The organism is Halorubrum pallidum (genome assembly GCF_055380345.1).
In genome coordinates, this window is record NZ_AP043945.1 from 2,189,293 (window position 1) to 2,211,565 (window position 22,273).

Annotated in this window: 23 protein-coding genes; 10 read left to right on the plus strand and 13 right to left on the minus strand. The window is 64.5% G+C overall.

Annotation, left to right across the window (positions count from 1 at the left end; translation table 11 throughout):
• The first annotated feature begins 55 nt into the window (after nucleotides 1-55).
• From ACZ45C_RS12840 to ACZ45C_RS12855, 4 genes are all read left to right on the plus strand, one after another.
• Nucleotides 56-934 (plus strand): lipoate--protein ligase family protein, encoded by an 879-nt coding sequence (locus ACZ45C_RS12840; RefSeq protein ID WP_460561315.1) that lies wholly within the window; start codon nucleotides 56-58, stop codon nucleotides 932-934.
• 62 nt (nucleotides 935-996) lie between these two features.
• On the plus strand, nucleotides 997-1,833 hold the full coding sequence (locus ACZ45C_RS12845; RefSeq protein WP_460561313.1) for a deoxyribonuclease IV: 837 nt from the start codon (nucleotides 997-999) through the stop codon (nucleotides 1,831-1,833).
• 61 nt (nucleotides 1,834-1,894) lie between these two features.
• Complete coding sequence (locus tag ACZ45C_RS12850; protein ID WP_460561311.1) at nucleotides 1,895-2,359, plus strand: hypothetical protein; 465 nt, start codon at nucleotides 1,895-1,897, stop codon at nucleotides 2,357-2,359.
• A gap of 63 nt (nucleotides 2,360-2,422) precedes the next feature.
• Nucleotides 2,423-3,235, plus strand: a complete 813-nt coding sequence (locus ACZ45C_RS12855; RefSeq protein WP_460561309.1) for a class I SAM-dependent methyltransferase — start codon at nucleotides 2,423-2,425, stop codon at nucleotides 3,233-3,235.
• Between the two features lie 42 nt (nucleotides 3,236-3,277).
• On the opposite strand, the gene ACZ45C_RS12860 is transcribed toward ACZ45C_RS12855, so the two are convergent.
• From ACZ45C_RS12860 to ACZ45C_RS12870, 3 genes are all read right to left on the minus strand, one after another.
• The gene (locus tag ACZ45C_RS12860) at nucleotides 3,278-4,255 is read right to left on the minus strand and encodes a homoserine dehydrogenase (protein ID WP_460561307.1); all 978 of its coding nucleotides are present in this window, start codon (nucleotides 4,253-4,255) and stop codon (nucleotides 3,278-3,280) included.
• Nucleotides 4,252-4,782 (minus strand): amino acid-binding protein, encoded by a 531-nt coding sequence (locus ACZ45C_RS12865; protein ID WP_460561305.1) that lies wholly within the window; start codon nucleotides 4,780-4,782, stop codon nucleotides 4,252-4,254. The genes ACZ45C_RS12860 and ACZ45C_RS12865 overlap by 4 nt, the downstream gene beginning before the upstream one ends.
• 146 nt (nucleotides 4,783-4,928) lie before the next feature.
• The gene (locus ACZ45C_RS12870; RefSeq protein WP_460561303.1) at nucleotides 4,929-5,666 is read right to left on the minus strand and encodes a type I 3-dehydroquinate dehydratase; all 738 of its coding nucleotides are present in this window, start codon (nucleotides 5,664-5,666) and stop codon (nucleotides 4,929-4,931) included.
• A 146-nt stretch (nucleotides 5,667-5,812) separates the two neighbouring features.
• On the opposite strand from ACZ45C_RS12870, the gene ACZ45C_RS12875 reads away from it, so the two are divergent.
• On the plus strand, nucleotides 5,813-6,598 hold the full coding sequence (locus tag ACZ45C_RS12875) for an IclR family transcriptional regulator (protein WP_460561301.1): 786 nt from the start codon (nucleotides 5,813-5,815) through the stop codon (nucleotides 6,596-6,598).
• A 798-nt stretch (nucleotides 6,599-7,396) separates the two neighbouring features.
• Here the strand turns inward: ACZ45C_RS12875 and ACZ45C_RS12880 are convergent.
• Nucleotides 7,397-8,563: an MFS transporter gene (locus ACZ45C_RS12880; RefSeq protein ID WP_460561299.1), complete on the minus strand. Its 1,167-nt coding sequence runs from the start codon at nucleotides 8,561-8,563 to the stop codon at nucleotides 7,397-7,399.
• 308 nt (nucleotides 8,564-8,871) lie between these two features.
• Between ACZ45C_RS12880 and ACZ45C_RS12885 the strand changes: the two genes are divergently transcribed.
• Complete coding sequence (locus tag ACZ45C_RS12885) at nucleotides 8,872-9,768, plus strand: NAD-dependent epimerase/dehydratase family protein (RefSeq protein ID WP_460561297.1); 897 nt, start codon at nucleotides 8,872-8,874, stop codon at nucleotides 9,766-9,768.
• Nucleotides 9,769-9,945: 177 nt separating this feature from the next.
• Here ACZ45C_RS12885 and ACZ45C_RS12890 read toward each other — a convergent pair whose 3' ends face one another.
• Together ACZ45C_RS12890 and ACZ45C_RS12895 are read right to left on the minus strand one after the other, a co-directional pair.
• The gene (locus ACZ45C_RS12890) at nucleotides 9,946-10,635 is read right to left on the minus strand and encodes a 4-carboxy-4-hydroxy-2-oxoadipate aldolase/oxaloacetate decarboxylase (protein WP_460561295.1); all 690 of its coding nucleotides are present in this window, start codon (nucleotides 10,633-10,635) and stop codon (nucleotides 9,946-9,948) included.
• 175 nt (nucleotides 10,636-10,810) lie between these two features.
• Nucleotides 10,811-11,809, minus strand: a complete 999-nt coding sequence (locus ACZ45C_RS12895; protein ID WP_460561293.1) for a Bug family tripartite tricarboxylate transporter substrate binding protein — start codon at nucleotides 11,807-11,809, stop codon at nucleotides 10,811-10,813.
• A gap of 150 nt (nucleotides 11,810-11,959) precedes the next feature.
• Here ACZ45C_RS12895 and ACZ45C_RS12900 point away from each other — a divergent pair, with 150 nt between their 5' ends.
• The gene (locus ACZ45C_RS12900; RefSeq protein WP_460561291.1) at nucleotides 11,960-13,003 is read left to right on the plus strand and encodes a zinc-dependent alcohol dehydrogenase; all 1,044 of its coding nucleotides are present in this window, start codon (nucleotides 11,960-11,962) and stop codon (nucleotides 13,001-13,003) included.
• Between the two features lie 175 nt (nucleotides 13,004-13,178).
• Here ACZ45C_RS12900 and ACZ45C_RS12905 read toward each other — a convergent pair whose 3' ends face one another.
• Nucleotides 13,179-13,853, minus strand: coding sequence for an MBL fold metallo-hydrolase (locus ACZ45C_RS12905; protein ID WP_460561289.1), 675 nt, complete (start codon nucleotides 13,851-13,853; stop codon nucleotides 13,179-13,181).
• A 234-nt stretch (nucleotides 13,854-14,087) separates the two neighbouring features.
• Between ACZ45C_RS12905 and ACZ45C_RS12910 the strand changes: the two genes are divergently transcribed.
• The 3 genes from ACZ45C_RS12910 to ACZ45C_RS12920 all read left to right on the plus strand — a co-directional run bounded on the left by ACZ45C_RS12910 (nucleotide 14,088) and on the right by ACZ45C_RS12920 (nucleotide 16,933).
• Entirely contained in the window at nucleotides 14,088-14,603 is a 516-nt protein-coding gene (locus ACZ45C_RS12910) for a tripartite tricarboxylate transporter TctB family protein (RefSeq protein ID WP_460561287.1), read from the plus strand.
• Nucleotides 14,603-16,084 carry a tripartite tricarboxylate transporter permease gene (locus ACZ45C_RS12915; protein ID WP_460561285.1) on the plus strand — a complete coding sequence of 494 codons (1,482 nt, stop codon included), beginning with the start codon at nucleotides 14,603-14,605 and terminating at the stop codon, nucleotides 16,082-16,084. The genes ACZ45C_RS12910 and ACZ45C_RS12915 overlap by 1 nt, the downstream gene beginning before the upstream one ends.
• 414 nt (nucleotides 16,085-16,498) lie before the next feature.
• Nucleotides 16,499-16,933 carry a universal stress protein gene (locus tag ACZ45C_RS12920; RefSeq protein WP_460561283.1) on the plus strand — a complete coding sequence of 145 codons (435 nt, stop codon included), beginning with the start codon at nucleotides 16,499-16,501 and terminating at the stop codon, nucleotides 16,931-16,933.
• Nucleotides 16,934-17,479: 546 nt separating this feature from the next.
• Here the strand turns inward: ACZ45C_RS12920 and ACZ45C_RS12925 are convergent.
• The 6 genes from ACZ45C_RS12925 to ACZ45C_RS12950 all read right to left on the minus strand — a co-directional run bounded on the left by ACZ45C_RS12925 (nucleotide 17,480) and on the right by ACZ45C_RS12950 (nucleotide 22,094).
• Entirely contained in the window at nucleotides 17,480-18,499 is a 1,020-nt protein-coding gene (locus ACZ45C_RS12925; protein ID WP_460561331.1) for a presenilin family intramembrane aspartyl protease PSH, read from the minus strand.
• Between the two features lie 753 nt (nucleotides 18,500-19,252).
• Nucleotides 19,253-20,059, minus strand: a complete 807-nt coding sequence (locus tag ACZ45C_RS12930; protein ID WP_460561281.1) for a nitrilase-related carbon-nitrogen hydrolase — start codon at nucleotides 20,057-20,059, stop codon at nucleotides 19,253-19,255.
• Entirely contained in the window at nucleotides 20,056-20,484 is a 429-nt protein-coding gene (locus ACZ45C_RS12935; RefSeq protein WP_460561279.1) for a CoxG family protein, read from the minus strand. The genes ACZ45C_RS12930 and ACZ45C_RS12935 overlap by 4 nt, the downstream gene beginning before the upstream one ends.
• Before the next feature lie 68 nt (nucleotides 20,485-20,552).
• Complete coding sequence (locus tag ACZ45C_RS12940) at nucleotides 20,553-20,777, minus strand: DUF7123 family protein (RefSeq protein ID WP_460561277.1); 225 nt, start codon at nucleotides 20,775-20,777, stop codon at nucleotides 20,553-20,555.
• Between the two features lie 49 nt (nucleotides 20,778-20,826).
• Nucleotides 20,827-21,009, minus strand: a complete 183-nt coding sequence (locus ACZ45C_RS12945) for a DUF7525 family protein (RefSeq protein ID WP_460561275.1) — start codon at nucleotides 21,007-21,009, stop codon at nucleotides 20,827-20,829.
• Between the two features lie 53 nt (nucleotides 21,010-21,062).
• Nucleotides 21,063-22,094, minus strand: a complete 1,032-nt coding sequence (locus ACZ45C_RS12950) for a PhoU domain-containing protein (RefSeq protein ID WP_460561273.1) — start codon at nucleotides 22,092-22,094, stop codon at nucleotides 21,063-21,065.
• Nucleotides 22,095-22,273 lie beyond the last annotated feature (179 nt).

Consider the following 22,273-nt stretch of genomic DNA (forward strand, 5'->3'; position numbering starts at 1 on the left):
CGTCGTCGGCGCGTCGAGCGAAACGGCTATCGGAGCGGACGGCGTCGGTGTCGACATGACCGCACCGGCCGTCGATTGGCGGCTGATAGCCGAGGAGGCGCGTCCGGGTCCGATGCAGATGGCGCTCGACGAGGTCGCCGCCGAGACGGCCGCCGCGGGCGGCCCCGCCACGGTCCGAACGTATCGGTGGGACCCGAGCTGTCTCACCCTCGGCTACCGACAGGACCCGTCGACGGTCGACTGGGCGTTCTGCGAGCACGAGGGGATCGACGTGACCAGACGGCAGACCGGCGGCGGCGGGATCTACCACGACGCACACGGCGACGTCGCCTACTCGATCGCGGTCCCGGCGAGCGTCGTTCCGGGCGAGCTGCTCGACTGTTATCACCTGCTCTGCGAGCCGATCCTCGACGCGTTCGCGCGGCTCGGCGTCGACGCCGACTACGCCGACGAGGCGACCCCGGAGCTGTATCACCCCGCGTGTTACCTCCGGGATCTCCACCCCGCACACGACGTGGTGGCGGGCGGGTCGGGCGCGGCGGAGCCACGGAAGATCGCCGGCAACGCCCAGTACCGGAAACGCGACGCCGTGATCCAACACGGTTCGCTCACGTTCTCGGTCGACGCGGAGCGACACCTCGGTGCCTTCGCGGACCCGCCCGTCACGGAGACGGAGTTTCGGAACCGGGTCGTCGGCATGGACGAACTCACCGACGCCGCCCGCGGCGACGCCGTGAACGCGGTCGCGGACGCGCTCACCGCGTGGGTGACGGCCGGGACCGACGAGGCGGGCGGAACCGACGAATACATCGACATCGACCGCGACGGCTCGTGGACGGACGCGGAACTCCGTCGCGCGGCCGATCTCGCGGAAGCGAAGTACCGCGATCCGGAGTGGGTCAGGACGCGTCCCGGAAGCGAGAGAGAGGAGTGACCGACGAGGAGCGGCCGTCCGGGTTCCGAAGGGGCTTTTTCCGACGGCGGCGTGGAGTCCGTATGAGTCTCAAGGTCGGCGCACACGTCTCCATCGCGGGCGGCGTGGACAACGCGGTCGCGAACCAGCTCGAAGTCGGCGGCAACTGCGGACAGATATTCACCCACTCCCCGCAGGTGTGGCAGGACCCGAACATCGGTGACGAGGAGGCCGAGCGGTTTCGCGAGGGAACGAAACGCGAACTGGCGGGCCCGTGGGTCATCCACACGTCGTACCTCGTGAACCTCTGTACGCCGAAAGAGGGGCTCCGCGAGAAGTCGCTCGACTCGATGCAAAAGGAGGTCGACGCGGCGGCGACGCTGTCGATTCCGTACGTCAACGTCCACCTCGGCGCGCACACGGGCGCGGGCGTTGAGGGCGGCCTCGACAACGCGGCGTCGGTGATAGACGAGATCGACGTGCCAGACGGCGTCACGATCCTGATCGAGAGCGACGCGGGCGCGGGGACGAAACTCGGCGGCGAGTTCGAGCACCTCGCGGGGGTCATCGACCGCACCGAGACCGACATCGACGTCTGTCTCGACACCGCCCACATGTTCGCCGCGGGCTACGACCTCTCGACGCCCGAGGCTGTCGATCGGACGATCGCCGAGTTCGACGACGTGGTCGGTCTCGACCACCTCCGGTACGTCCATCTCAACGACTCGAAACACGCCTGCGGCACCCACAAGGACGAACACGCGCACATCGGAGAAGGCGAGATCGGCGAGGCCGGGATGGAGCGGTTCCTCAACCACCCGGACCTAGTCGACGTGCCGCTCGCGCTGGAGACTCCGACCGAAGGCGGCAAGAGCTTCGCGTGGAACATCGACCGCGTCCGCGATCTACGGGCGGAGTGAGAGAGCGGCCGAACGCCGCGTCCGACGCGGTTTTATGTGTCATGGGCGCTGATCCGTGGGTATGACCACCACGGAGGCGCTCCTCATCGGACGGCGACGGCGGCTGGCCGTCACGATGGTCGGCGGGTTCGCTGCCGTCGTGGCCCTCGCGCTCGCGGGAACCGTCGTCGCTGACCTCGCGGACCTGCAGACGGCGGCCGCGCTGACCGACCGGCTCGTCCCCCTACTCGTGTTCTACGCGCCGGCCCCGATCGCGGCGACCGGGGCCTACGCGCGCTGTGGCGGCCCCGCGTGTCTCGCGGTCGGCGTGGTCCCCGCGGTCGTGTTCGCCGCGCTGGTTCTCGTCGGTACGGTCCTCGGCGTGCCCGGCGTCGGCGCAGCGGACTCGCCGCTCGGAGGCGTCACGGTCTCGTTCGCGCTCGTCGGCGTGAGCGGCGCGTTCGTCGGATACTGCGCCGGCGTCACCGCCGCCATGCTCGCCGACCTCGTCGGAGTGAGAGACGACGCGACAGACGACGAGAGCTGACGGACCGAGCCGGACCGACCCCGTTTCCGCACGCTTATTTCTTCGTGGGGCAAACGCGCTCCCGTGCGACGTTTCTCCGCCGAGTACCTCGAACACACCCGACGTGGGATGTGGGACGACGACCGCGAGCCGCTCGAGGACCTCGAGTTGCCGACCCGTCGGCGCGTCCTCGACGTCGGCTGTGGCACCGGGGAGTTGACTCGCGTGCTCGCCGACGAGTCGTCGCCGGATTCGACCGTGATCGGGGCCGACGCCGACCGCGCTCTCCTCGGCGTCGCTCGCGAAGCGACCGAGGGGCGTGTCGCGTACCTCGCCGGCGACGCGACGCGACTCCCGTGTACCGACGACGACGTCGATCTCGCCGTCTGTCAGGCGCTCCTGATCAATCTCCCCGATCCGGCCGCGGCGGTCCGGGAGTTCGCGCGAGTGTCATCCGATCTCGTGGCTGCGATCGAACCGGACAACGCGGACGTGACGGTGGAATCGACGGTTCCGGCCGAGGAGCGACTGGAGCGCGAGGCGCGGGAAGCGTACGTCGACGGCGTCGGCACCGACGTGGCGCTCGGCGGTCGCGTCCGCGAGGCGTTCGCCGAGGCGGGACTCCGTGACGTTCGGACCCGGCGATACGTCCACGAGAAGCGGACCGCGCCGCCGTACGCGGACGTCGCGTTGACGTCGGCGGCGCGGAAGGCCTCCGGCGCGGGGCTCGCCGACCACCGCGACGAACTGGTCGCGGCGACCTCGGAGAGCGCCTACGACGACCTCCGCGGACGGTGGCGGGAAATGGGCCGTGCGGTCGTGGACGCGATGCGGGCGGGCGAGTACGAACGCGTCGAGTGCGTCCCGTTCGACGTCACCGTCGGTCGAGTCGACTGACCCGTTTGCAAAGCGGCGACCGCTGGACGCGCCGACGGCGTATCACCGGAGCCGGTTGAGGTCCATCAACACCGCGCTCGCGGTCTCATCGCCTCCCGCACCGCGGCCGGACACGGTGAGCCTCCCGGCCGACGCCGTCTCGATCTGTGCGGCGTTCGTCGTGCCGGAGACGGCGAGCGGCGAGTCGCGCTTCACGAGCCGCGGCGCGACCCGGACCGAGCCGTCGGCGACCTCGCCGATGAGCCGGACGGTCAACCCGTCCTCTCCGGCGAGATCGAGAGACGCCCCGGCGACGTTGCGGATCCCCTCGACCGCGGCGTCGTCGAGGGTGAACTCGCGGGCGTCGTCGGGGTCGTCGGCCGCGCCGAACGAGAGCACATTGGCGAGGATGACGCACTTGAGTGCCGCGTCGGTGCCGTCCACGTCGAACGAGGGGTCCGCCTCCGCGACGCCCAGGTCCTGCGCCTCCGCGAGCACGTGCTCGTAGTCGAGTCCCTCCGCGGCCATCCGCGAGAGGACGAAGTTCGCCGTCCCGTTGAGCACCCCCCGAACGGCCGTGACGTGTGTCGGTCCGTGGTCCTCGATCGTCGAGAGAACCGGCATCGCACCGCCGACGGTCGCCTCGAAGCGGACCTCACCCGCGCTGTCGGCTTCGGCCGCGCGCAGGTCGCCGAACCGCTCCGCGGCCGGTCCCTTGTTCGCGAGCACGGCGTGGCGATCACGCTCCAGCGCCGTCGTGACGTGTGAAAACCCGGGCTCGGCGTCACCGAGCGTCGTCGGCGTCGCCTCCACCAGCGCGTCGTACTCCGCTTCGAGCGCGTCCGCCGGATCGGCATCCCCGACGACGCCCCGCTCGGCCTTGCGGGAGAGCGCGGCGTCGACGTCGACAGACGTTCCCGGAGCGTCGGCGACGACCGCGCTCGACGAGTCCGCGACCGCGACGATCTCGTGACCGCGATCGGGCGCGAGTTCGGCGACGGCACGGCCGACGACGCCCGCGCCGACGATCGCGAGTCTCACTGCTCCCCCCGCGTCAGCGACTCGATCAGGTGGAGATCTTTCTCGTCGGCGATCGCGCGGATGCTCGCGACGGCCTCTCGAACCCCGCCCTCTTCGACGGCGAGCCGGAGTTTGGCGCTGGAAGTGTTCCGCGTTCCCTCGGGGGCGGAAAGCGAGACATCAGTCACGGTGGCGTTCGACGCCTCTTGGATCCGCGAGAGCGTGTCGGAGAGATCGGTGTCGACGATGTGGCCCGAGAGAATACAGACGACCGATTCGCTGTACCGCTCTGCGCCCGCCTGGATCACGTTTATCCCCTCTTCTTGGAGCACCTCGACTATCGACTCGTACTGCGAGGCCGTCGCCTCGATATCCACCTCGACGGGGATGTGTCCGCGCGGCGTGATGTTCCCGCGCTCGTGGAAAATCGACAGCAGGTTCCCGCCGCTCTCGCTTATCGGTTGTAACGCCCGGAGAAGTTCACCCGGCTCGTCGACGAGTTCGAGTCGGATCATGTAGGCGTTGACCGCGTCCTCCTCTTCGTTCATCGCAGACCGCCCCCGCGCAGGCTACGTGTACACATTAGTGGCGGGTTACGCGGTACGACCATAAGAATCCCGAAACGGCTCGCTCGGAACCAGTAGTGTGCGAAGTTCTCGCGGACCATCCGGCGGTACCCGCGCTCGGTCCCGGATTAGTGTTCCGCGGGCTGTCGCTGCTCGGGGCGGTCGTCGGCAGGTGCGGCGGCGCTCTGGATCTCGCTGTCTTCGGTGAGGTCGTCGATCAGCGTTCGGAGCCGTTCTAGGGGGATCTGCCCCGGCGCGTAGTCGCTCTCGTCGTCGGCGAGCGGCGCGTATCCCAGCTTGGAACCGTATATCGGGGCGACCGCACGCGAGTGGCTCCCGATCCGCGACATCGAGATACCGGCCACGTCGATACCCTTCTTCGTCGCGACGTTGATCGATCGAAGCAGTCGGAGTACGTCGGTGTGTTTTCGCGGGAACGTCGCCACTTTGGCGATGTCGCCGTACTCTCCGCACTGGCGGAATATCGCGTCGAGAACCTCTCGTTCGGGCGTGTCCTCGAACGTGTGGTGCGAGACGATACAGTCGACGGCGTTGTCACGGAACTCGTCCAGCACCCACTCCATGCCCCGCGCCGTCTCCAGTTCGACGTCGACGACCTCGACGTGGTCCGAGCGCGACGCCGCGGAGAGCCGATCGAGCCGTCCCGTGTCGACCGCTTGGCCGCCGAACCAGCGGGTTCGGTTCGTCGCGATGAGCGGCAGCTCTCCGTCGTAGTCGTCGAGCTGTTCGAGCGGGTCGTCCGCCTTGTCCATCCGAAACTCCACGACATCCGCGAGACCGCGCGCCGCCGGCTCACGTGTCAGATCGTTCGTGGTGGCCGCGAGCGCGAACGTATCGAAGTTCATGCGACACGCTATCATCCGAGAGCTAAAAACGTTCACTGTCTCGCACGTGATATCGACCCCCGACGAGCGCTCGTCGCCGCCATCGTTTTCACTCTCGTTGAAACGGACGCGCAGGTATTAGTACAACGACCCGAAACGATCGGGGTATGCCGAAGCCGAGCGGGTCGGAATCGACCGGATCGGGGTCGCGTCAGATCAAGAGTGTCCGCCACGCGTTCGACATCGTCGACTTCCTCGACGAGACCGGTGGCGCGACGCTCTCGGAGACCGCAGAAAGCCTCGATATGCCGGTGAGTACGGCTCACGTGCATCTCTCCACGCTCGTTGAGACCGGATTCGTCGTCAAGCAGTCGGGCGAGTACCGGTGTAGTCTGGGATTTCTACGCGTCGGCGGTCGGCTCCGCGACGAGACGGCGCTGTATCAGGCGGCGAAGCCCGAACTCGACGACTTGCGAGAGAAGACGGGCGAGCACGCGAACGTCGCCGTCGAAGAGAACGGCCACTCCGTCCAGCTGTATAAATCACAGAGCCCGAACTCCGTCGACGATCAGGCCCCGCTCGGCGATCACTTCCGTATCCACTCGACGGCGACGGGGAAGGCCATCCTCGCCGAGATGCCTCCCGACGACGTCGATCGAACGCTGGCGGAGCAGGAACTCGTGTCTGTGACCGAGTCGACGATCACCGACCCGGACCGCCTCCGCGACGAACTCGACGAGATCCGCGAGCGAGGCTACTCGATCAACCGCGAAGAGCACTTCGAGGGCGTCTGCGCGGTGGGTACGGCCGTGGTCTCCGAACTCGACGACGCGATCGGCGCGATAAGCGTCAGCGGTCCGATCAGCCGCATGGATCCGGATCGGATCGAGACCGAGATCGGTCCCGAACTGCTGAACAAAAAGAACATCATTGAGCTTAAACTTCGGCAATGAGAGCGCAGATGTCGACGTGTGAAACCATAATAAAGGCGACAATAATGTAAAAGTAATCTATATTTGAAATGATCTAGCTGGTCTTTTCTGAAACGGTCGGTCGCTGAGGGGTGCTCACTGAGTACGGTCACTGAGAATCGATTCGGTTTGAAATCTGTCCCACCGGAAAACACTTATTCTCACTCACGTGTCCTTAATGAGTGATCAGGCGTCAATTCCTCGCCGGAACCGTGCCAACGGCATCTGTAGTTTTGGGCGGATGCCTTGGCAGTAATCCGTCTTGTACAGGAGAGGAAAGCTGGCCACCGGATGTCCAAGTGGAGGAATTGGAACTCACACCGGGTGACTCGGATATTTTCGAGATACAGGTAGACGGCATCACAGGATTCTCGTTCGACTCACGGTTGTATTCATGTGGTACCACAGATGCACCAGTCAGATTTGGAGATGTCGACACTTCACCAGCAATAGATTCTCAACTTGATTCGTGTCCGCCAATTTGGATATGGGATGACTGTACACGCGTGACGGTAGATGTGCCGGTTCATATCGCTCCTGATGCCGAAATCGGCACCTACGAATACGGTTTCAGCATTAGGGAAACGATTGGTGATCGGAATTCACGCGACTACGAATATGCGATCTCGGTGACTGAGAGCTGAAACCTAACTGCCGTACTGAGCGATTCGTGAGGCTCCTGTATCGGAGTCACGCGGTGGCTACTGTTCACCCATCGGGATCACCAGAACGATGAAGTCGCGTAATATATGATTTACAAACCATATATAATTCTGGTAGTTATGTTTTCTGTGGGACTCCAGCCGTGCCGGTCCATCGCCACAGTCCCCCGATGGCGAGCACGAACGCGATAGCGAGAGCGACGACCGTCACCTGGATTGCGAGGCCGATCCCGTATGGCTCCGCAAGCACGCCGACGACCGCCGGTGCGGCGGCGAGACCGACGTACGTCGAACCGTTCGTCACCGCGTTGAGCGGCCCGCTGTACTCGGGCGCCGACTCGACGGCGTACGCGGAGAGCACCGGGAACCCGGTCGAGATAGCCGCGCCGGCGACGAAGACCGTCACGAAGAGCACCGGCCCGGTCACACCCGAGAACGCGATTGCGAGCGCCGGGATCGCGGGAACGAGCGCCGCCAGCAAGAGCGACAGGTGCGGAACGCGTTCGATGGCCGTCGCACAGCCGAGGCGCGCTGGAATGTACGCGAGGAGATAGACGGAGAGCAACGCGTTCGCAGTTACCGTCGGGTAGAACGTCTCGGCGTAGTAGACGAGCCACGTGAAGAGAACGCCCTCGAGCGCTCCCGTGAGGACCATCCCGAGACAGCTACCGAGGACGGCCGGCCGGCGAAGCAGCGCGATCAGGTCGGATCGCGAGACCGATCGCTCCGCGTCTATCGCCGGGAGATCGTATTTCGCGGCCAGCAGCGTCGCGGGGAGGAACGCGACGGCGACGACGAGGAACAGCGTCCGCCACTCGGCGATAGCGAGGACGACGCTGACGAGTTGCGGTGTGAGGACGGCACCGACGGCCCACACGAGCGTGTAGACCGTGTACATCCGCGCGCGTCGGTCGGCGTGGAGGTGGCTCAACACGACGCGGTCGAGTCCGCGGAACGCGCCCGCCGCCGTCCCCTGTCCGAACAGCGCGAGCAGAAAGACGGCGTAGGTCGGGGCGGCGCTCATCGCGACGAGCGCGACGACGGTGCAGGCCGCCCCGGCGAGCAGCGTCGGCCGCATTCGCAGTCGGCCGGCGAGCGTCCCGGTGACCACGACCGCCACGAGGAACCCCGCGGTCCCCGCCGGCGCGACGAGTCCGAGCGCGGCCGCCGACGCGCCAAACTCCGCTCCGAGGCTCGCGAGTATCGGACCGCGCGCCTGTACTGCCACCGCGTCGGCGAAGATGAACGAGAACACCGCGACTGTCCACGCTCGTTTCCGATCCATATTCGCAGGCGTTCGAGCGATCAAAAAAGTTCATCGGTCTGCCGAGCGCGTCATCTGTTTTCACATTGTTGGATATCGCCGGAGATCGCCTTGTATCCACCACGCAAACTGCGTCTCGCTCAGCCGATCCGAGCATAGTATTACACTCGTACCACTGTAATCATAACGAATATTTACCAAATATATTCCAACGATAGTGAAACTCGGAGAGACAGATTCAGACGCGCTCGTGGGGCGGCCGATAGGTCCGAAATCGTCGCGTCTGATGCAAAGAATTATGTAAGTTGACGGACGAGCGGCAATTAGCGATGGACGCCCAACATGTCCTTGTGACGGGTCCGTATGGCGAAGCCGGGGAGGCGATCCTCAATCATCTCGCGGACGACGATCGGTACGAGTTCACGTATCTCAACCGAAGCGACCACCCAGACTACGAGACGCACGTCGCGGATATCGCCGACTACGAGGCGATGCGTCCGGCGTTCGACGGGCAGGACGCGGTCATCCATCTCGCCGCGCAGTCCGACGCCGGCGCTGAGTTCGAGGACATCATCGATCCGAACGTCCTCGGGACGTACAACGTCCTCAAAGCGATGGAAGACGCGGGCGTCGAAACGCTCATTTACGCGTCTTCACAGCGCGTGATGGGACTCTACGAGGAGGATCACGCCCCCGAACTCTACGAGGAAGACTACCCGAGCGAGCACGATCCGCTCCGGCTCACCCACGAGACGCTTCCGAAGCCCGACGGGTACTACGGCGCGTCGAAGATGTTCGGCGAGCACATCTGTCGCGTCCACGCGCGTCGAGAGGGCGCGCCGGAACAGGTGTACTCCCTCCGTATTTCGAGCGTCCGAACCGCCGAGTACGACCACCCCTACGGAGACGCGGAGCGCGGCGTGGATCGCGGGGACGAACACCGCGTCGACGACGACGAGGTGTGGGACCAATCCCAAACCGGGTCGTGGGAGCGCGGAAGCGAAGAGTACGAGGAGATGGTGAGTCGTCTGAAGGCCTCGTGGACCTCTCAGCGCGACTTCGCGCACTTACTCGAGTGCTGTCTCGAAGACGACGACGTCACCTACGACGCGTTCTACGCCGTGAGCGGAAACGCCGCTCGCTGGTTCGATATCGAGCACGCACAGGCCGTGTTGGGCTACGAGCCGCGCGACGACGGCGGCGAGTGGGACGGTCCGCCAGCATAACCCGAAACACGGATATCAGGCGGCGGAAGCGAGCGAGAGCGATCGGTAGGCTACCAGCACGCGTGTACTGAGCGCCGCTGCGAACGCGGAGTGGATTCTCCGTCACTCGTCGCTTCGTCGGCCGGGTGGTTCGGCCGTCGGGCGGCGAAGTCGGCTCGGCGTGACTCCGTCGCGTCGCTACTGGATCGAGTCCTCCGGACCGACGACCTCGAGGTCGTCGAGCAGTTTGTCGTACCCCTTGAGGTCGAGGAGGTACTCGCCCGACTGGATGGCTTCGCGCGTGGCGTCTTCTGCGTCCATCTTCTCGCGTGCGAGGTCGAGCACCCGCTCGGCTCCGTCGCCGGGAATGACCGCGATACCGTCATCGTCACCGACCAGAATGTCACCGGGATCGACGCTCACGCCGCCGACCGAGATGGTGACGTTCACCGATCCCGGATCCTGCTTGAGCGGTCCCTGCGGATTCACGCCGCGGCCGTAGACGGGGAAGTCCATCTCGGCGAGTTCACGACTGTCTCGATATCCGCCGTCGATGACGAGTCCGGCGAGTCCGTTCGCCTTGCAGGTCCCGCACATAAGCTCTCCCACGTGACCAACATCGGTGTACCCGTCACAGTCGATGACGAGCACGTCACCCGGCTCGGCCATCGTGATCGCCTTGTGGATGATCAGGTTGTCTCCCGGAGCCGCTTTGACCGTCACGGCCGTCCCCGCCATCTCAACGTCGTCGCCGGCGGGCTTCATTCCGGCGTCCATCGTGAGGCCGACGTTCCCCGTCACGTCAGAGACGATCGTGCTCGGAACCTCCTCGAACGCGTCGACGATACGCCGATCTGGTCGCTCGATATCGTGTTCGATGGTGTGCACGTTCTCGGCGAAGTCGACTCGACAGATAAATTCATCGGTGGCGCGTCGTCCCCCGTCGCCGCTGGTTCCTCGTCGGGGGGCGTTCCCTCTGCGAGGAACGGTTTCCGTCGTCGTTACATTCGATATCGGTGAAAATCGGGCCCGTCTCGTTCCGGTCACAGACGGAACGAGTGAACTACTCCTCGTCGATGCCGAGTTCTTCGACGAGGTCCCCGTAGAACTCGTACTGGTCGTCGAGGAACGTACTCAGCTCGTCGCCGGTCCGCCGCGTTCTGATGAACCCGTTGTCCTCCATGAACTCGACGAATCCCTCGTCTTCGTACACCGACTGATACGTGTCGAGGAGACTCTGCTGGACCTCGTCTGAGATGCCGGTGGGTGCGAAGTGCGCCAACCAGGACCCGATCTCGATGTCGAGTCCCTCGTCGGCCAGCGTCGGTACGTCGGGCAGCGCGTCGACCGGCTCGCTGAAGGCGACGCCGAGCGCCTCGAGTTGGCCGTCCTGCACCTGCGGTGCCGCCTCCGCGGCCCCCACCGCGGTGGCGTCGACCTCACCGTTCGCGACGGCGTTCATGGCGGGCGCGGCACCCTCGTACGAGATGTGTTCGACCTGCACGCCGGCCTCGCTGGCGATCCCCGCGGCGGCCATGTGCCAAGAGGATCCGAACCCGGAGTTCGCCATCTGGATCGTGTTGTCCTGTCCGTAGGAGATCCAGTCGTCGACGGAGCCGAACTCGGAGTTCTCGTTGACGAGCAGCGTCGCGGGGAACTCGGTGTACTGCATGATCGGCGTGATGTCGTCGGGGCTGAGATCGGCGATGTCGAGGTGCTCGAACAGCGCGATCTCCGGTGCCGTACAGCCGATCGTGTGACCGTCGGCGTCGGCGTTGGCGGCAGCGTTCATCCCGACCGAACCCGACCCGCCCGTCTGGTTGCTGACGTTCCAGGAGACCTCGGTGTAGTTCTCGGCCGCATCCGCGACCGCACGACTCGTCCGGTCCGCCCCGCCCCCGGCCGCCCACGGTGAGACGATCTCCACGGGACGAGACGGCCACGACTGCCCTCCACTGAGCTGATCGAGACAGCCCGCAGTCGCCGCAAGCCCAGTGACGCCGGCTCCTTTCAGGAAGGTCCGTCTGCTCGATGCGCTTCGGCTGCTGATATCTCTTGGCATGCGAATCTCCCATTTTCGACCATGTATAATAAGTATTTGGATTGATTCCATCTGCAGCGCGCGAGACACGTCGGCGCGAGACACGCCGCATCGACGCCGCGGAGCACACGAGACCGAAACGTTATAACACACACCCACCCAGCAACCGATATGCGAGGACTTGCGAAAACGAGCCGCGACGCTGGAAGTATGGAACTCGTCGACGTCGACCGCCCGGAACCGGCGGCGGATGAGGCGCTCATCGAGGTCGAGTACGCGGGACTCTGCGGGAGCGACGCCGGGATATACCAGTTCAAATCAGCGTTCGAACGAATGTCGGTACCGACGATAATCGGTCACGAGTACACGGGGACTGTCGTCGAGGTGGGCGACGCGGTCACGCGGCTCACCCCCGGCCAGCGCGTCGTGGAACGACCGATCCGCGGGTGCGATGAGTGCTTCCAGTGTCAGACCGGCACGGAGAACCTCTGTCAGGACATCGAGCTGACCGGTATCGATCGGGACGGCGCGTACGCCGGCTACATCACGGCCCCGGCCGACTCGTTACAGCTCGTTCCGGACGGCGTTGATCCGCGGCATGCCGCCCTCGCGGAGCCGACCGCGGTCTGCACGCGCGCGGTCATCGAGAATTCTCGCGTCGGTGCCGGTGACCGCGTCCTCGTCGCCGGACCGGGGCCGATCGGACTCCTCACTGCACAGGTCGCGGACGCGCAGGGCGCGACGGTCACCGTCGCCGGGGTCAGTAGGGACACGAGCTACCGGCTTCCACTCGCGGCGGAACTCGGATACGACACGGTGGACATCGAGGAGACCGACGTGGAGGCGTACTGGGCGGAGGAAACGGACGGCATCGGGTACGACGTCGTCTTCGATACGACCGGTCACCCCTCTGGACTGCCGATGGCCGCGGACGCGGTCCGGAAGGGCGGGCAGATCGTTCTGATCGGACAGGCGGGCGAGACGACGGTTCCGACCACGCCGCTCGTCCGCGCGGAGGTCGACCTGCAGTGTTCCTACAGCGCGCTGTACCGCGATTTCGACCGCGCGTTCCGACTGATCGCAAGCGGCGACGTCGACCACGAGACGTTCCTCGACGACCGGTTCACCCTCACCGACGCGGAGGAGGCGTTCGAGACGTTCCTGGCGGGCGAGACGTGCAAGCCGGTGTTCGACGTCTCGGTACTACGAGAGTAGGTCCAGCCCGTGCGACGACGTCGGACCCGTGGTCGACAGCCCCCGTCGTACGCGGCGGTCCAGATGAGACGGACGGCGCTGACGGTGGGAGGCGGATCGCTCGATCAAGAGGCCGGACGGGACTGAAATCGAACCCGGAGATAAAATCGAACCCGAGGCTGAAATCGAAGCCGAGTCAGTCCGTTCGGGGATCCCACTCGTTCCACTCGCGCTCGACGAGGTAGTCGTCGAGTTTCTCCTTCGGGTTCTCGAAGACGTGTGAACCGTGGAAAACCAACAGCGTGTCGAACTCGTGTCCGAGCAGCGCGTAGAGGTTCAGCTCCGCGTCTCTGTGACTGTCGTTGAACAGCGCCGGCGGCGGAAGCAGGTAGCCCGCGGGGAGTCCCCCACGATCCGAGCCGTCGAGGACGTCGCCGGAGATCAGGATGTCTCGGTCTTCGAGCAGCAGCGCCGACGTGGCCTCCGTGTGGCCGGGAACCTGAATCACGCGGATGTTTCCGTCGAGGACGTCGCCGTCCTCGTAAGCAACATCTGGCTCGATGTCGAGCCCCGCCTCCTCAAGGTGGTCGTATAGCTTCGTCTCGTCGGCCGGCATCGCGATCTCGGGCGAGAACGCCTCCACGACGTGCGAGAGCCCGCCGTGGTGTCCGTGGTCGCCGTGCGTGAGTATCACGCGATCGACATCCCCGTATCGCGTCTCAAGCACCTCGACGAGTTCCGCGCCGTTCTCGTCGAAGGCGGTGTCGACGAGCGTGATCGATCCCGGCTCCGGCACGTCCTCGAGCACGAACACGCGGACGTGTTCGAACTGGATCTGGTCGATACCGTCGACTACGTTACTGGCGCTCATAGTCGTCTCAATACACTTCGGGGTCGGTGATTAAATCTGCCGGATCTTCTCAGATCGGGGTAGTCTGGGAGCGTTTCGATCGCTGTTCGAGACGACGGATCGTTTCGTCGCCAGCCGATGTGATGAACGCACCTGCGAGCCCCCGTTCGACCGTCTCGACCGCCTCTCGTCCGCGTAGAAGGTTCCAGTAGCTTTATACAACCATCTTCCCTGTGTATCGAGTGAGAAGTACACATGGTAAGACAACGGATCGCAGACGTTATCGACCGAATCTCCGTGGGGACGCTCGTATCGAACCCGCTGTCGGTCGGGTTCGTCCTCGTCTCGCTCACGGTCATTTTCGCGACGAGCAGATTCCCCGACGACAGTCTGTTCGGACCGAGCCTGTTCCCGATCGTCACGTCGGTCGGGATCATCGTCTTTGCGGTCGCGGACATGCTGAACGGGTCCGAAACGGAGCTCGAAGTGAGCGACGTCGACGTGCGGCCACCTGCGGTCGTGTTCGGTCTCCTCGTCGCGTACATCGTCTCGATGCCGATTCTGGGATTCTGGGTCGGATCGATGCTGTTCCTCGCCGTCCTGTTGTACTACTCTGAGATCCGATCTCCTCCGCTCCTCCTCGCGCTCTCACTCGGCGTACCGACGCTGCTGTTTTACATCTTCGGGCGAGTCTTCCTCGTTCGACTCCCCGAGGCGATCGTTCCGGTGTCCCGACTGCTGCCGCAAGTGCCACTGGTGGTGGGGCTCTGATGACGGTCCAGTACATCGTTCAGGGGGCGCTCAACGCGACCGATCCTATCGCGATCGGCCTGATGATTCTCGGTATCCTCCTCGGGATCCTGATGGGATCGATTCCAGGGATGACCGCGACGATGACGATCGCGGTGCTGCTGTCGTTCACGTTCACGCTCGATCCCGCCAACGGAATGATGCTGCTCCTCGGAATCTACGGCGGCGCGGTCTACGCGGGGTCGATCCCGGCGATCCTCATTCGGACACCGGGCACTCCGTCGGCGGCAGCGACGATCTTCGACGGGTATCCGCTGTCACAGCAGGGAGAAGCGGGACGAGCGATCCGCGTTGCCACGGTCGCCTCGTTCATCGGCGGTTTCATCAGCGTTTTGGCGCTGATGTTCTTCTCGCCGATCATCGCCGACGCCGCACAGAACTTCCGGTCCCCCGAGTTCTTTGCGCTCGCCGTGTTCGGCCTGACGATCATCGCTAGCGTGAGCGGCGATTCGGTCACGAAGGGAATGGTCTCGGGGCTGCTCGGGATGCTGATCGCGACGGTCGGAATCGATCCCATTACCGGATATCACCGGTTCACGTTCGACCTCCCGGCGCTGCTCACCGGCGTCGAGTTCATCGCGGTGATGATCGGGCTGTTCGGCATCGCCGAGGGGTTCCGGAAGTACGCGCAGGGGATCGAAGCCGACAGAGAGCGGGTCGACCAGGACGTCTCTGGACCCCTCCCGTCGGCGTCCGATCTGAAGGCGATCCTTCCCGTGAGCGCCGGAGGCGGCGTTCTCGGATCGCTGATCGGAGCGATTCCGGGCGCCGGTGGCGACATCGCCGCGTTCATCACCTACAACGAGGCGACGCGGTGGATCAAAGACGCGATGCCCGCGTTCGGCGAGGGCAACGTCCGGGGCGTCGCCGCCGCCGAGTCGGGGAACAACGCGAGTACCGGCGGAGCCCTGATCCCGACGCTGACGCTCGGGATTCCCGGTGACTCCGTCTCCGCGATCCTCATCGGTGCCCTGTTGGTCCACGACGTCAATCCCGGCCCCGGACTGTATCAAGACGAGCCGGAGCTACTGTACACGATCTTCGTCGGATTTCTGCTCATTTACGTGTTCATCCTCGTCTTCGGACTGCTCGGTGCCAGCTACTGGGCGCGGCTCATCAACATTCCCAAGCAGTTCCTCTGGCCGATCATCCTGCTGCTCTGTGTGATCGGTGCGATCGCCCTTCGGGGGAACCTCTTCGACGCGTGGATCATGCTGGGGTCCGGCGTGCTCGGCTACGCGATGCGCCTCCGCGGATATCCGCTCGCACCGATGGTCCTCGGGCTGATCCTCGCCCCCATCGCCGAGGAGAACCTGCGCCGGTCTCTAGAGCTGTCGAACGGCTCACCGGAGATTTTCCTTACGAGTCCCATCGCGCTCGTCATCCTCCTGTTGAGCGTGGGGACGGTCCTCCTGCCGGCGGTGCGGGCGCTCCGCGAGTAGCGCCCGCCACGCCGAAGTGATCGTCCGGGTTTTCTCGTCGTACGCCGCAGATGTGGAGATACATCCGCGCTCACCCCGTTAGCGAGCATCCGAAGTTCATCTCGCTTGCGAGTGTGTGACGCGTGTGGACACGTTTCTCGATCCTCGACGAGCCATGTAGCCGCTGGGACCCACGACGGGGCGTGATACACACGCACCCTGAACGAGAAGTGTTCTTTTCAGTATTGGTGGAAAGTATAGCGTATATCTGCGTAATTGCCCGTAAAATTACACCCATACGTTTGTAATGATTCCATTGAGATCGCCCCGTTATTTCAACATCGATGAAATCGTATACGACGGTGCGTTCGGTATGCAGTGGAACCGTACCGCAGCCGCCAAAGCTATATTACACCCGGCACGGAACGTGGAAGCATGACGATCGTTGCAGCCGTCGATCGGTCCGAGAGAGCATCGTACGTCGTCGACGAGGCGGCAGAACTCGCAGCGGCGTTCGACGACACCGTTCACGTGGCCCACGCCCTGACCCGGTCGGAGTTCCTCGATCTGGGTATCACCAGCGCGCAGGCCGAAGAGCCGAAGGATATGGCCGAGATTCGCGCGGCGGCCAGCGAGATGGCCGCCGAGGCGGTCACCGACGTCGACGTTCCGTACGAGACGATCGGCCTCGTCGGTGGACCCGCTGAAGAGATCGTCCGATACGCCGACGAGCAGGACGCCAGGTACATCGTCGTGAGCCCGAAGCGTCGATCGCAGACCGGGAAGGTGTTGTTCGGAAGCACTGCACAGTCAATTATCCTCAACGCGTCAGTCCCAGTGGTCTCGACGATCCATCCCAACAATATATAATATTTCTAATGATATAAAAAATATTGATGTGATATGTTTATGATATTACTACAAAATGTGTATCCGTCCATATATTTTCGACGTTTATTCTGTGTGAAATAGTCCGATAGTCCAGTAATATACTATTTAAAAATTTTAATCCCCCAATTATTGTGTTTTTGTGCAATATTAGATCAAAAGTAAATACGTGCGTAAACAGTATTTTTTCTGAGTATTTTATCTAATTCTATTTTTTCTTTAATATATGATTCTGACGAACGCGTGTCACGACCCTGCAGGCGACGCTCGGCGACGGGTGGAGGCGATCGGTGTCGACTTGTCGGTCGTCTATCTTTCTGCGAGGAGAGAGACCCACCGTTTACGGCGGGAATGAATCTGACACTATCTACACCATGGAAGTTCTGCTTCGGGTACCGACGCACGGTCCACGTGAGTTTGCTGTCTCGCCTTCGGGCACGTTCGTGTCGAGGCGAAACCGAGGCCGGAGCGCGTCCGCGTGTCTCCTCGTCGGTCGACGGCGACATCGACGTGGTGGCGGACCGTGGCTCAGACGAGCCCGACGAGACCGAGAGCCTCGATCAGCGGCACGCCAGCGGCGACGGACCCGATCAGGTATCCGCCGATGGCCCCGCCGTTCAACAGCGGCAGTCCGGCGTGGGGACGTCCCTTGATCACCCAACTCATCAGGACGAGCAGCCCCGCGAGCTGTCCGACCATCGCGAGCAGCGCCGGGAGGTTCACACCCCCGAACGGCGCCGCGAAGTTCGCCGCCGGCGAGAACGTCGCCGCGCTCGCGACCAACACCGTCGGGATCACGGCGTCACCGAGCCCGATGAAGAACGCGTCGCGGTCCTCGATCGGCGTCGGGTCTCCTACGTCGCCGTCAGTGTCCTGACCGTCGGCATCGTCTGCGTCGTCGGATTCGTCGGTGTCGTCACCGGCGGTTTCGTTCTGGTCGGCGTCACCGGTCTCGCCCGACTCGTCGGCCCCGTCGTCGAGAAGCGAGTACGACAGCGACAGCGGGATCACGAGCACGACGGGGATGTTCAGGTCCATCACGCCCTCCGCGAGCGACAGCATGTGCTCCGTGCCGTACACAGAAATGGCGTCGTAGACCGCGAGAAGCGAGAGCAGGACCAGCGCCGGCAACAGGCCGAACGAGATGCCGAACAGCCCCGCCGCGCCCGCACCCATCAACACGCCGGCGGTGTCGATCACGTACCACTCGGGGTAGACGAGCAGCGCGACCCCGACCGCGAGGGCGGGCACGGCGGCTGCGACGGGCGAGAGGACGGCGGAGAAGACGTACCACGAGAGCCACGCCGAGACGCCGACGATCAGGAGCCGGATCGCCTGATCGAAGTCGTACCGGAACGCGGCGAGCATCAGCCCCGTCATGGTGAGGATCGCGAGGATATACACGAGACTGTTCGTCGGGTCGTCGGGGTTCTCGACCGCCTGATAGCCGCTCTCGACGAACTCGGGGACGAGTGCGAGCGCCCCGATCTGCACGACGAGAAACAGCCCGACGACGAAGGCGACGCCGCGGTACTCGCGGGGGAACATTCGAGCGTCGGTTCGAGACGCGGGGGTTTCGTCCTTGCGTTTCACTCGGGATCCGTCGGTAGGTGTCGGTCCGGGTAGGTCGCTCGTGCGACCGCGTCGGGTACGGACCGCGCGACCGCTGGACATCGCTCAGAGCGGAATCGCGGAAAGTGGGGGGATCGGCACCGCGAACGTCGATGACAGGGGTTGTGCTCGGGTGCCGTGAAACGGGTCGGGTACGGTGTGGGAGCGGATTGACCCGACGCCGTGAGCCGACGGACGACGGACGGTGGAAGCGAGTGACCGACCGGCCCGTCCAGCGGTGGGATGGGGCCGGCCGGCTTCGTCCGCGGCGTTTCACACCTCCCAACTCCGATGTAAGAACGTATCGCTCCAAGTATTGATTTTGATACTGTGGGTGACGTACCTCTTCGTCGAAGGGGAAAACTGGGCCGAAGAGACGAAACAGAAGCGGTAAGCCGGCGAATAATAGCGGAGAAACGGCGAAGGGAGTGGGCGAAAGGCGAGTGGAGCGGTGAGAGGCGGGCGGGCGGGCGGCGGCCGGACAGCGGACCCCCGGGCTGTCTGCGGTGTCGCCGCCCGAGCGGTCGAGACGGGCGCGTGGTTTGTCGCCGAACTCCAACGAGAAAAGCGTCGGACTCCGGCAAGTACCAGTTAGGTGTTCTCCGGTATAAATGAGGCGGTCGACGAGCGCCGGTTCGTCCGACAGTCGAGCGGGCGTCGTCGGTGATCGCAGTCGGAGGGACGCCGCCGTTAGCGCCGGTCGCGGAGCGCCGGAAACTCCTCACGAACGGCCGCGACGCGGTCCGGATCGACGTCGGCAGTCAGTGTCGTTGGTTCGTCTCCTGCTGACGCCAGCGTCGTTCCCCACGGGTCGTACACGGTCGTCCGTCCGCAGAGTGCGTCCTCGCCGAACTCGCCGCTCCCGTTCACCGCCGCCACGTACGCGAGATTCTCGATCGCGCGCGCTCGACCGAGAGTTCGCCAGTGCTCTATGCGGGGGTACGGCCACGCGCTCGGGACGAGAACGCAGTCGACGCCCGCGTCGGTCAGTTCTCGGAACTGTTCCGGAAACCGCAGGTCGTAACAGGTGGTCACCCCGACGCGGACGCCGTCGATCTCGACGACTGGCGTCGACTCGCCGGGGACCATGCGGTCCGTCTCCTCGGAGCCGTATCCGAACAGGTGACGCTTCCGGTAGACGAGCCGGCGGTCGCCGGCGCGGTCGAACAGGACGGCCGTGTTCGCGATCCCGTCGGTGGCGGGCACGTCGATTCCGTCGGCCGCGGAGGCCGCGAGGTCCTCGACGACCGTCCCCGCGAGCACGTGAACCCCCTCGTCGGCCGCCACCGCGGCGAACTTCGAAAGCCGCTCGCCGGCGAGGCTCTCCGCGACGCGTGCGTACGAGTCGAACGCGAAGTACCCGACGTCGAACAGTTCCGGCAGGACGACGACGTCCGCACCCGCCACGGCGGCCGTTCGAACGCGATCGAGCGCGCGATCGACGTTCGTCGAGACGGCTCCCCCCTTGACGCCGAGCTGCACGCACGCGACTCTCATGCGGTCGATCCAAGCGACGCGCGGAGCGCGTCCTCCAAGTTGTCGAGTTCCGCGTCGAAGTTGCGTTCAAAGAAGGACTCGACGCCGGGAAGCCGTCCGTCGACGACGAACTCGTTCGCCAGTCGACAGCCGCCGTCGGTCTCCGTGATCTCGTGTTCGCCGGTGACGCGGAAGGCGCGCGATTTCCCGACGAACTTCACTCGGTGCGGGGGATCGCGTGCAACCTCCTCGGTTTCCACCGCGATCGTCGACCGGATCACCGGGATAGGGAGGGCGACGTGCCACGTCGCGCTTCCGTCGTCGTGTAGGTCGAACGTATCGACCACGCTTATCGCACCCGCGCGCTTCTCGGCGTCCGAGATGAACGCCCACACGTCTTCGGCGGGCGCGTCGAACTCGAACGTCCGAGAGACTCGGACTGTCATACCCGCCTTTGGCACCACGGGGGTTAAAAACACGCGCGTCTCGTCACGGGGTGTCGACCTAGACCGGCTCAGCCCTGAGTCACGCGCCACGTCGTCGACCGGGCTCGGCCCCACTTCTCGATATCCACGTCGTCCGACTTCTCGGCGAGTCGGGGAAGCCGAGACCCGACCTGCTTCGCGGTGAGTCCGATCGCGTCCGCGATCGTCTTTGAGCGAACGTACCGCTCGCCGCGGGTGACGCTGTCGGTGAGGTACGCGAGGATCCGCTGTTCTTCCTCGGTGTACTCGTTCATCGCCGGAGGTAGGGGCGTGACGGGTTTAACCGTTTCTCGTCGGCGGTCGTTACTGGTACAGTTGGACGGCGAGGACGGCACAGAGCGCGAACACGAACGCCGCGGCGAATCCCCACGCGCGACCGATCTGCGACGGCGCGCCGAACATGGCGACACTCCCGACGAGCGCGACGGCGCCCAGCGCGAGCGCCACGCCGATCCCCTTGTCAGACTCGATGGATGCTTCGCTCATACGCTGTCGCTTCGCGGGCGACTACTTAGTTCATGCGAACCCGGAGCGGACAGTCAGATGATCTCGACGTGGTCGGAGGCCTCGTTGAGCGCGAGATTCGCTGCGATCTCGGCGTTTCGCATCGCGTACTCGGCGGTGTGCTGGAGGCTAACGAGCACCTCGCGAGTCATGAGCAGCGTGTCGTTGTCGAGGTCGCTCGGGAGTTCGGCGAGTATCTCCTGTTCGCGGTCCTCCAACCGGGCGAACAGCTCGCGGCACTCGACGGTGAGGTCGTAGTCGCGCTCGACGACGGCGCGGACGGCGACCGCCGTCAGCTCGTCCACCTGATCCGTGAACTCCCGGATCTGTCGCATCGTCGCGCTGTCGACATCGAGCGTGTGGCCGTCCGCTTCCATCACGATGTCGGCGATGTCCTCCGCGTTGTCGGCCGTGAGTTCGAGATTCTTCGCGACGGAGCGGTAGCCGATGAGCGGGAAGCCCTCTTCCAATCCGACCGCGCGCGCGAGGTTCGGGTTCTGGTACGCGGTGAATATCAGCCGCAGGAGGAGCACGAATATCTTGTTCGCCTGCCGCTCGCGGTTGAGAGCGCGCTGGGCGAGGTCGGGGTTACCGTGCGCGAGCGCCTTGACGGCCTCGCCGCGCATCGTCGACCCCGTGTTCTCCAGCCGTTCGAGCAGGTTGTCGAGGGTGAAGTCCTCCGGGTCGACGGAACACCGGATGGAGATGTCCTCGGGAGTCTCCTCGATGACGCCCAGCCCCATCAGCTGCGTCTCGGCTTTGTACACCGCGTTGATGTGTTCGCTGTCGAGCGTCCCCTCGCTCCGGACGTGGATGACGCGCCGCCCGAGCACGTACTGCGCGACTATGGCTCGCTCTAACGACTGCGCGTCGAGCCCGTCGGCGTTGATGACGGCCTCGGACTCCTCCGTGCTCACCGACTCGGGAAGCACGGTGAGCGTTCCCTTTCCCCCCATCCGCAACGACACCTCGTCGCCCTTGTTGACGCCGTGTTCCTTCGCCCACTCGGCAGGGAGGGTCATCGCCAGCGTCGACGGACCCAGCCGTTGGACCTTCCGCGTTTCCATGCTCGTTCGTACCGCGGGATACACCTTAACCTTGTTCCTATGTTCATTATACGCTTTGTCGAATATACAAGGTATTGTGCGGCCATGCGCCGAGATAGAGTGACCGATCGATCCCGAGCGCGCCGAGGCTCACTCGTCTGATCAGTTTCGCCGATTGTGAGCTGTCGTCACCGGGTCGG

Excerpts from the sequence above, each read along its gene's own strand:
- ACZ45C_RS12850 (WP_460561311.1), top strand. The coding sequence starts at position 1,895 with ATGACCACCACGGAGGCGCTCCTCATCGGACGGCGACGGCGGCTGGCC.
- ACZ45C_RS12885 (WP_460561297.1), top strand. The coding sequence starts at position 8,872 with ATGGACGCCCAACATGTCCTTGTGACGGGTCCGTATGGCGAAGCCGGG.
- ACZ45C_RS12940 (WP_460561277.1), bottom strand. The coding sequence starts at position 20,777 with ATGAACGAGTACACCGAGGAAGAACAGCGGATCCTCGCGTACCTCACC.
- ACZ45C_RS12930 (WP_460561281.1), bottom strand. The coding sequence starts at position 20,059 with ATGAGAGTCGCGTGCGTGCAGCTCGGCGTCAAGGGGGGAGCCGTCTCG.
- ACZ45C_RS12915 (WP_460561285.1), top strand. The coding sequence starts at position 14,603 with ATGACGGTCCAGTACATCGTTCAGGGGGCGCTCAACGCGACCGATCCT.
- ACZ45C_RS12845 (WP_460561313.1), top strand. The coding sequence starts at position 997 with ATGAGTCTCAAGGTCGGCGCACACGTCTCCATCGCGGGCGGCGTGGAC.
- ACZ45C_RS12865 (WP_460561305.1), bottom strand. The coding sequence starts at position 4,782 with ATGAACGAAGAGGAGGACGCGGTCAACGCCTACATGATCCGACTCGAA.
- ACZ45C_RS12950 (WP_460561273.1), bottom strand. The coding sequence starts at position 22,094 with ATGGAAACGCGGAAGGTCCAACGGCTGGGTCCGTCGACGCTGGCGATG.
- ACZ45C_RS12945 (WP_460561275.1), bottom strand. The coding sequence starts at position 21,009 with ATGAGCGAAGCATCCATCGAGTCTGACAAGGGGATCGGCGTGGCGCTC.
- ACZ45C_RS12905 (WP_460561289.1), bottom strand. The coding sequence starts at position 13,853 with ATGAGCGCCAGTAACGTAGTCGACGGTATCGACCAGATCCAGTTCGAA.
- ACZ45C_RS12935 (WP_460561279.1), bottom strand. The coding sequence starts at position 20,484 with ATGACAGTCCGAGTCTCTCGGACGTTCGAGTTCGACGCGCCCGCCGAA.
- ACZ45C_RS12910 (WP_460561287.1), top strand. The coding sequence starts at position 14,088 with ATGGTAAGACAACGGATCGCAGACGTTATCGACCGAATCTCCGTGGGG.
- ACZ45C_RS12925 (WP_460561331.1), bottom strand. The coding sequence starts at position 18,499 with ATGTTCCCCCGCGAGTACCGCGGCGTCGCCTTCGTCGTCGGGCTGTTT.
- ACZ45C_RS12880 (WP_460561299.1), bottom strand. The coding sequence starts at position 8,563 with ATGGATCGGAAACGAGCGTGGACAGTCGCGGTGTTCTCGTTCATCTTC.
- ACZ45C_RS12875 (WP_460561301.1), top strand. The coding sequence starts at position 5,813 with ATGCCGAAGCCGAGCGGGTCGGAATCGACCGGATCGGGGTCGCGTCAG.
- ACZ45C_RS12895 (WP_460561293.1), bottom strand. The coding sequence starts at position 11,809 with ATGCCAAGAGATATCAGCAGCCGAAGCGCATCGAGCAGACGGACCTTC.
- ACZ45C_RS12870 (WP_460561303.1), bottom strand. The coding sequence starts at position 5,666 with ATGAACTTCGATACGTTCGCGCTCGCGGCCACCACGAACGATCTGACA.
- ACZ45C_RS12900 (WP_460561291.1), top strand. The coding sequence starts at position 11,960 with ATGCGAGGACTTGCGAAAACGAGCCGCGACGCTGGAAGTATGGAACTC.
- ACZ45C_RS12920 (WP_460561283.1), top strand. The coding sequence starts at position 16,499 with ATGACGATCGTTGCAGCCGTCGATCGGTCCGAGAGAGCATCGTACGTC.
- ACZ45C_RS12840 (WP_460561315.1), top strand. The coding sequence starts at position 56 with ATGACCGCACCGGCCGTCGATTGGCGGCTGATAGCCGAGGAGGCGCGT.